Source organism: Hymenobacter psychrotolerans DSM 18569 (assembly GCF_900142395.1).
GTDB lineage: Bacteria > Bacteroidota > Bacteroidia > Cytophagales > Hymenobacteraceae > Hymenobacter > Hymenobacter psychrotolerans.
In genome coordinates this window covers 100,544-107,958 of record NZ_FRAS01000017.1, presented here as the reverse complement: position 1 = coordinate 107,958, position 7,415 = coordinate 100,544, and the positions used below count along the sequence as shown (strand labels likewise).

Sequence of the window (7,415 nt, the reverse complement as noted above, 5' to 3'; positions counted from 1 at the left end):
TCTGTTCGTGTTGCGCAGCGGTATTCCGTGGGAGATGCTGCCGGCGGAAATGGGCTGTGGCTCGGGCATGACGTGCTGGCGGCGCTTGCGCGACTGGCACGAGGCCGGCGTGTGGCAGCGCCTGCACCAGGTGTTGCTCGACCGGCTGGGCCAAGCCGGGCAACTCGACTGGTCCCGTGCCAGCCTGGACGCGCAGAGCATCCCGGCCGCAAAAGGGGGGCGCAGACCGGTCCTAACCCGACGGATCGGGGCAAACCGGGCACCAAGCGCCACCTGCTGGTAGACCGGCGCGGCACGCCGCTGGCCGTGCAGCTGAGCGGGGCCAACGCGCACGATTCGACCGTGTTTGCCGAATTGCTCGATGCTGTGCCGGCTGTGCGTCAGCCCCGCGGCCGCCCCGGCAAGCGCCCCGGCAAGCTCCACGCCGACAAGGGCTACGACTACCGCAAGTGCCGGGTGGCCCTGCGCAGGCGCGGCATCCAGTGTCGAATCGCCCGCCGCGGCATCGACTCCACCCAGCGGCTGGGGCGCCACCGCTGGGTGGTGGAGCGTACCTTCGCCTGGCTCAACCGCTTCCGCCGCGTGCGCGTGCGTTACGAACGCCGCGACGACATCCACCTGGCCTTCACTTGGTTCGCCTGCGCACTCATCACCTGGAGAGCCGTTAAACGGTTTTGTTAGACAATCTAAAGCGCCCCAACTTACGTACCTGCATCACGCCGCTCCTTCTCCATCCGTTTGTGCCTATGGAAGCCGTTTCCGTTTCTTCTGCTCTTGCGCTGCCCCAGCTGTTTGCCCGGCAGCTAGCCCGTTCCGAAGCGCTGCGCCGCGAAGAGGCTGCCCCCCGGCTGGCCCGGCTGCGCAAGCTGGCCCGCTGGATTGCCGACAACCGCGCCGCCATTCAGCAGGCCCTGTACGCCGATTTTCGCAAGCCCGCCACCGAAACCGACGTCACGGAAATCTGGCCTTCCCAGACGGAAATCAAGCACACCATCCGGCACCTGAAGCAGTGGATGGCGCCGCACCGCGTAGAAACGCCGCTGGCCCTGATGGGGGCCCGCGGCTGGGTGCAGTACGAGCCTAAGGGCGTCTGCCTCATCATTGCGCCCTGGAACTACCCGTTCTACCTGGCCATCGACCCGCTGATTTCGGCGCTGGCGGCCGGCAACTGCGCCATCATCAAGCCCTCGGAGATGACGCCCACCGTGGCCGCGCTGCTTAGCCGCATGGCCCGCGAAATCTTTGACCCCGAAGAAGTAACGGTGGTGGAAGGCGACAAAGACGTGGCCACGGAACTGCTGCAGCTGCCATTTCACCACATCTTCTTCACGGGTAGCCCGCAGGTGGGCAAGGTGGTGATGCGTGCCGCCGCCGAGCACCTGAGCAGCGTGACGCTGGAGCTGGGCGGCAAGAGCCCGGCCATTGTGGACGAAACCGCCAATCTGCGCGACGCGGCCGAGAAAATCGTGTGGGGCAAGGGCATCAATGCCGGCCAGACCTGCGTGGCGCCCGACTACCTGCTGGTGCACGAAGCCGTACAGGGCCCGTTGCTGGAGGAAATCGGGAAGGTGGTGCGCCGCCTCTACGATGCCGAAGGGCAGGGCGTGGGCGCTTCCGAATCGTATGCGCGCATCGTCAATCAGCACCATTTCGAGCGGGTGGCCGGGCTGCTGGAAGACGCGCAGAAGCACGGCGCCAGCGTGGCGCTGGGTGGCCACGTAGATGAGCGGCAGCGCTTCATCGAGCCCACCGTGCTGCTCAATGCACCTCCCGGCAGCCGCGTGATGCAGGAGGAAATATTCGGGCCGCTGCTGCCGGTGCGCACCTTCCGCACGCTCATGGAAGCCACCGACGAGGTGAACTCCCGGCCCCGGCCGCTGGCGCTGTATGTGTTCACGCAGAGCCGCGAAAACCAGCGCTACCTGCTGCGCAACATTCCGGCCGGTGGGGCAGCCGTCAACGAAACCATTCTGCACCTGGCCCATCCCGACCTGCCTTTCGGCGGCGCCGGCAACAGCGGCCTCGGGCGGGCCCACGGCCACGCCGGCTTTCTGGCTTTCAGCAACGAAAAATCGGTGCTGCGCCAACGCGTGGGCCTCACCGGAATCAAGAGCTTTTACCCGCCTTACACGCCCAAAGTGCAGAGAATGGTGAATCTGCTGCTGCGCTGGTTTTAGAGGCAGCTTATCGTTCGTCGGCCCGGCTTACCGCAAAGCCCCGTAGCAGCCGTTGCGGGGCTTTAACGTTAAATTTAAGTATGCAAGCCGAGTAATTCTGCGGGAAAAGTCCGATATTTTCAGAACCCGCCGGCCGGAGGAAGCCGGCTGATTCCCGCCTTGCTTTCTGAATCCGATGACCTTCACCGATGCCCAGCGCGAAACGCTCCGCGCCCTCGCCGATACCTTTATTCCGCCGTTGCATGGTCCGGCCGAGCAGGCCGCTTTCTGGCAGCGCCGCGGTTCCGAGGGCGTGAATCTGGAGCAGCTGGGCGAAGTGCTGGAGGAGCAGCCGGCTGCGGCCCGCGCCGAGTTTGTGCTGCTGCTCCGGCTGCTGAACACGCCAACCCTGGGCCTGACGTGGTTTGGGCCGCTGCGGCCGTTTGCGCGGCTGCAGCCCGCCCAGCGCGAAAAGCTGCTGCAAAGCTGGGCCCAGAGCAACCTGCCGCAGCTGCGCAAAGGGTTTCAGGCGCTGCGCAAGCTGTTCACGTTTCTCTACTACGGCGGCTCCACGGCCGAAACCGGCAACCCGGTCTGGGCCGGCATGGGCTACCCCGGCCCGCAGCCCGATGCCGTGGTAGACACGCCCCGCCCAATCCGGACGCTGCAGCCCACGCAGGACATCACCTACGAGTGCGAGGTGCTGGTGATTGGCAGCGGCGCGGGCGGTGGGGTGGTGGCGGGCGAGCTGGCTGCCGCTGGCCACGACGTGCTGGTGCTGGAAAAAGGCCCCTATTGCCACGGTTGCGACTTCACGCAACGCGAAGTAGACATGATGGGCCGCCTCTACGACGCCAAGGGCACCCTGAGCACCCAGGACGGCGGCATCGGAATCCTGGCCGGCTCCTGCCTGGGCGGCGGCACCACCGTCAACTGGGCCGGCGCGTTCCGCACTCCCGACTATGTGCTGGAAGAATGGGCCCGCGAGCATCAGGCGCCGCATTTCACCTCGCCGGAATTCAAGGCCAGTCTGGAAGCAGTGAGCCGCGCGCTGAGCGTGAACACCGACTACACGCGCCACAACGGCCAGAACCAGGCGCTGTGGGATGGGTCGCGCCGGCTGGGCCAGGAAGTGAAGCTGATTCCGCGCAACGAAAAGGGGCTTGATGACACGGAGGAGCATTTCCGGGGCCTTGGGTTCAGCACCATGGGCGACGCCTATGGCATCAAGCAGGGCACCCTGAACACCTATCTGCTGCAGGCTTTCGAGCACGGGGCCCGCCTGCTCGCCGACACGCGGGTGGAGCGGATTATTATCGAAAACGGCCGCGCCGTTGGGGCCGAAGCCGTGCACACTACCGCCGACGGCCGCTCCGTGCGCGTAACGGTGCGGGCCAGGCGCGTGGTGGTAGCGGGCGGCGCTATTCAGACGCCGGCGCTGCTGCTGCGCAGCGGCCTGAAGCACCCGCACATCGGGCGCCACCTCAACCTGCACCCCACGGTGGTGGTTTCGGGGCTGTATGCGCAGGAAATGCACCCGTGGTATGGGCCCAGCATGTCGGTGGTGAACGACAGTTTCACGCGGATTGGAGGCACCAACTACGGCGCCAAGCTGGAGACACCGCCCGCCCACGCCGGCCTGATGAGCATGGTGCTGCCCTGGCTGTCGGGGGAGCAGCACAAGCGGCTGATGCAGCAGGCGGCGCACCTGGGCTCGTTCATTGTGCTGACCCGCGACCGGGACGGGGGCCGCGTCAGCATCGACCGGCACGGCCAGGCTTTGGTCGACTACACCCTCAGCGACTACGACCGGGCCCACATGCTGGCCGGCGTGCGGGCCGCGGCCGAAATTCATGCTGCCGCCGGCGCCCACACCGTGCTGCTGCCTCACGGCACGCAACCTACGCTGCGCGTGCAGGATGGCCGGATTCAGAACCCTGAGGTGCTGGAGCGGCTGCCGCACCTGGGCTGGAAGGCCAACCAGTTCGGGCTCTACAGCGCCCACCAGATGAGTACCTGCCGTATGGGCGGCAACCCGGCCACGCACCCCACCAGCCTCACCGGCGAGCTGTACGAAGTACACAACCTATTCGTGGCTGATGCCTCGGCGTTTCCGGCGTGCAGCGGCGTGAATCCCATGCTCACGATTATGGCGCTGGCGCACTACACGGCCCAACAGCTGAAAACCAGCCTTTCAGCCAGCCAGAATGTGGCCGCTGCTACTGTAGCCAACACGATATAGCCGCTGCGGAATAGACAACATCCGGCGTTTCTGCGTATGCGAGGCACACGCCTGTTTTCGTTCCTGCCGTATGCATCTCTCCCGTCTCTTCCTCGCCCTGGCACTACTGGCCACACTGGCTGCTGGCTGTGCTCGTCGCAACAAGAATATTCCCGAAGCCAAATCGGTGTCAACGGCGCCTACCGTGACGGCCACGGCCGCCCGCGACCTGACCGATGTGATGACTGACGAACTAAAGCTGCGCCCCGATCAGCAGCAGAAAGTACGCGCCATCCTCACCACCACTGCCGAGCAGGTGAACACGGCCCGGCAACAGAATGCCAACAACCGTCCGGCCCTGATGGCTGAGCTCAAGCGCATCAATATCTCTTCCGATAAACAGATGCAGCAGGTGCTGACTTCTACCCAGTACCAGCAGATGAAAGCCAAGCAGCGCCAAATGCAGGCCGAAATGCAGAACCGTAAAACCGACCAGTAGCCTGCTGGTTAGGCTCAGGCTAAAACGCCCCGGTCCGCCATCTTACTGGCTGGCTGGGGCGTTTGCGTTTGTGTAGTAGCGCAGTATACAGGCAACTGTTGTGAGTGGAGTTGCATCTGCCTCTGCAGCCGGAAGTTCCGGCTCGCACAGCACCACCACGCTTCTCAGCCGGCAGCCATGAAACGACACGTACCACTCCTCGGAATATTGCTCCTATCAGGCAGCGCTGCTACCGCCCAAACTGTTGCGGCAGCCGAAAAACAAGCCCTTGCCAAGCAACTCAATCAGCTGCTGCACGACCCCGCCAAGCCGAAGCAGGAGGTGAAGCTGGCGCTGGATGGCTGCCATGTGCAGCAAATCATCCGCGACAATGACGCTGATGTGCAGATGTCGCAGCCTGTAAACGTGAGCGTAAGCAAAGGCAGCTCCGACTGGGCCGTGAACGTAGGCACTGGCCGGTTTGAGATGAAAATGGGCTTCGACTGGAGCGAGGTAACGGAGCTGAGCTACGAGCCGCAAACCGAAGACGGCCAGCACACCTACGAGCTCAAAGTGAAGCGCCGCAACAAAACCAGCACCGTTTCAACGGAAATGACGCTGTTTACCACCGATGAAGCCGTAGTAAAAGACTTGGTGCGGCGGTTGGAAAGAGTGCGCCAGAGCTGCCGCTAACTGCCCGCAACCTTCCGCGGCTGGTTTCGTTCGCACGGTGCTGTTCCCTTCCACACCCTACGTATGCGCCGCCAGCCTTATCTGCTTCACTTCAACCCGAAACTCAGCCTGACTGCCGATGGCAAGCACGTGCGCGACGGCCTCTCCACGGTATTGCGTACCGGCGACAACATCTGGGTGAGCTGCGACGAGCGCACCAGCATTGAGCGGCTGCGCCTGACTGGTCCGCATGAGTTCGGGCAGCATTGCCGTTATCAGCTGGCCGATCTGCTGGACCTCACCAACGAGGCGGAAGACGTGGAAATAGATATTGAGGGGTTGGGCGAGTGTGGGCACTATTTGTGGATCATCGGCTCGCACAGCCTCAAGCGCAAGCAGCCCAAGCCTCAGGACGAGGACGTAGCCAAGCAGATTGCGAAGCTGGCCAAAGTGGAGGAGGAGCCCAGCCGCTACCTGCTGGCCCGCGTGCCGCTGCTGCGCAACCCCAACACAGGCGACTACGAACTGTTCAAGGAAGCACCGCACCCCACTGACTCCGCACAGACGCTCCGCGCTGCCCAACTCCGGGCCAACCACACCACCAACGACCTGCTCGACCTGCTGGCCAAAGACCCACACTTGAAACCGTTTCTGCAGATTCCCGGCAAGGACAATGGGTTCGATATCGAAGGATTGGCCGCTGCGCCCGATGGCCGGTTGTTTGTAGGCCTGCGTGGGCCAGTGCTGCGCGGCTGGGCCATTGTGCTGGAGCTGTTGCCGCGTGAGGACAAGCACGGCCGCCTGCGCCTTGATGCGGTGCCCGGCGCCACCGAGAAGTACTACAAAAAGCACTTCCTCGACCTGGGTGGAATGGGCGTGCGGGAGCTGCGCCAGCGCGGCCAGGATATGCTGCTGCTGGCCGGCCCGACCATGGACCTCGACGGTACTATTGCGGTATACTGCTGGCCCGGCGCGCTGCAGAAAGCGGAGGACAGCCTGACGCCAGCCGCCAAGCTGCAACGCCTGTTTGATGTGCCACACGGCTCAGGCCCCACCGCCGGCCAGGACAAAGCCGAAGGCATGGCCCTGCTCGACGACGAGCACGTGCTCATCGTGTTTGATAGCCCCACCGATGCCCGCAAACCTCAGCCCCACAGCGTGGTGGCCGACGCCTACCGGGTAGGCAAATAGAAGTGTCGGGCTTCAGTTAAAACAAAACCGGTACTTGCGGCTTGTCAGGCGCAACGTCCGGCGTGCCGCGCCGGGCTTCCATCTTACCCCATATGCCACCCCCATGGTTCGCACTCCCGAAACCACGCACCGCATTCATTTTCAGGATTGCGACATGCTGGGCCACCTCAACAACGCTCGGTTTCTCGACTATTTTCTCAACGCCCGCGAAGAGCACACCATCCAGCATTATTCCCTGAATCTGGGCAAGCTGGCCCGGGAGCAGGACGGAGCCTGGGTTATTACCAAGCACCACATCAGCTACCTGCGCCCCGCCACCCACGGCGAGCTGGTGCGCATCCGGACCCAGCTCATCCACTTCGACAACTCCAGCCTGGTGGTGGAAATGCAGATGCTCAGCGAGGACGGGCAGCGCCTGAAAGCGTTGCTGTGGTCGGAAATGGTGTTTGTGGCCGTGAAGTCGGGGACCCGCTCCGAGCACTCCGATGAGCTGATGGACATGCTGGAAAAGCTCGACGTAGACGATGTCAACTACGACCCCGACGGCTTCGACGAGCGGGTGAAAACCGTACGCAAGCAGTTCAAGCAGCTCCGCCGCGACGACAGCTAGCCAGCCTGCGGCGGCGCTCCACCCCAAATTTTTGCACTAACCTCGGCCGCAAGGCTGCGTTATTACCAGAGCCGGTACGCCTGAGTC

At 63.8% G+C, this 7,415-nt stretch carries 6 protein-coding genes and 1 pseudogene; all 7 read left to right on the top strand.

The window, feature by feature from the left end:
* Nucleotides 1-681, top strand: a pseudogene (locus BUE15_RS15285) (IS5 family transposase); the annotation flags it as partial.
* Between the two features lie 65 nt (nt 682-746).
* On the top strand, nt 747-2,177 hold the full coding sequence (locus BUE15_RS15280) for an aldehyde dehydrogenase family protein (protein ID WP_073286938.1): 1,431 nt from the start codon (nt 747-749) through the stop codon (nt 2,175-2,177).
* Between the two features lie 175 nt (nt 2,178-2,352).
* Entirely contained in the window at nt 2,353-4,398 is a 2,046-nt protein-coding gene (locus BUE15_RS15275) for an FAD-dependent oxidoreductase (protein ID WP_073286935.1), read from the top strand.
* Between the two features lie 70 nt (nt 4,399-4,468).
* Complete coding sequence (locus tag BUE15_RS15270; protein WP_073286932.1) at nt 4,469-4,876, top strand: hypothetical protein; 408 nt, start codon at nt 4,469-4,471, stop codon at nt 4,874-4,876.
* 177 nt (nt 4,877-5,053) lie between these two features.
* Nucleotides 5,054-5,548, top strand: a complete 495-nt coding sequence (locus BUE15_RS15265) for a hypothetical protein (RefSeq protein WP_139252328.1) — start codon at nt 5,054-5,056, stop codon at nt 5,546-5,548.
* Between the two features lie 63 nt (nt 5,549-5,611).
* On the top strand, nt 5,612-6,718 hold the full coding sequence (locus tag BUE15_RS15260; RefSeq protein ID WP_073286926.1) for a DUF3616 domain-containing protein: 1,107 nt from the start codon (nt 5,612-5,614) through the stop codon (nt 6,716-6,718).
* A 103-nt stretch (nt 6,719-6,821) separates the two neighbouring features.
* Nucleotides 6,822-7,328, top strand: coding sequence for an acyl-CoA thioesterase (locus BUE15_RS15255; RefSeq protein WP_073286923.1), 507 nt, complete (start codon nt 6,822-6,824; stop codon nt 7,326-7,328).
* The last annotated feature ends 87 nt before the right edge of the window (nt 7,329-7,415 follow it).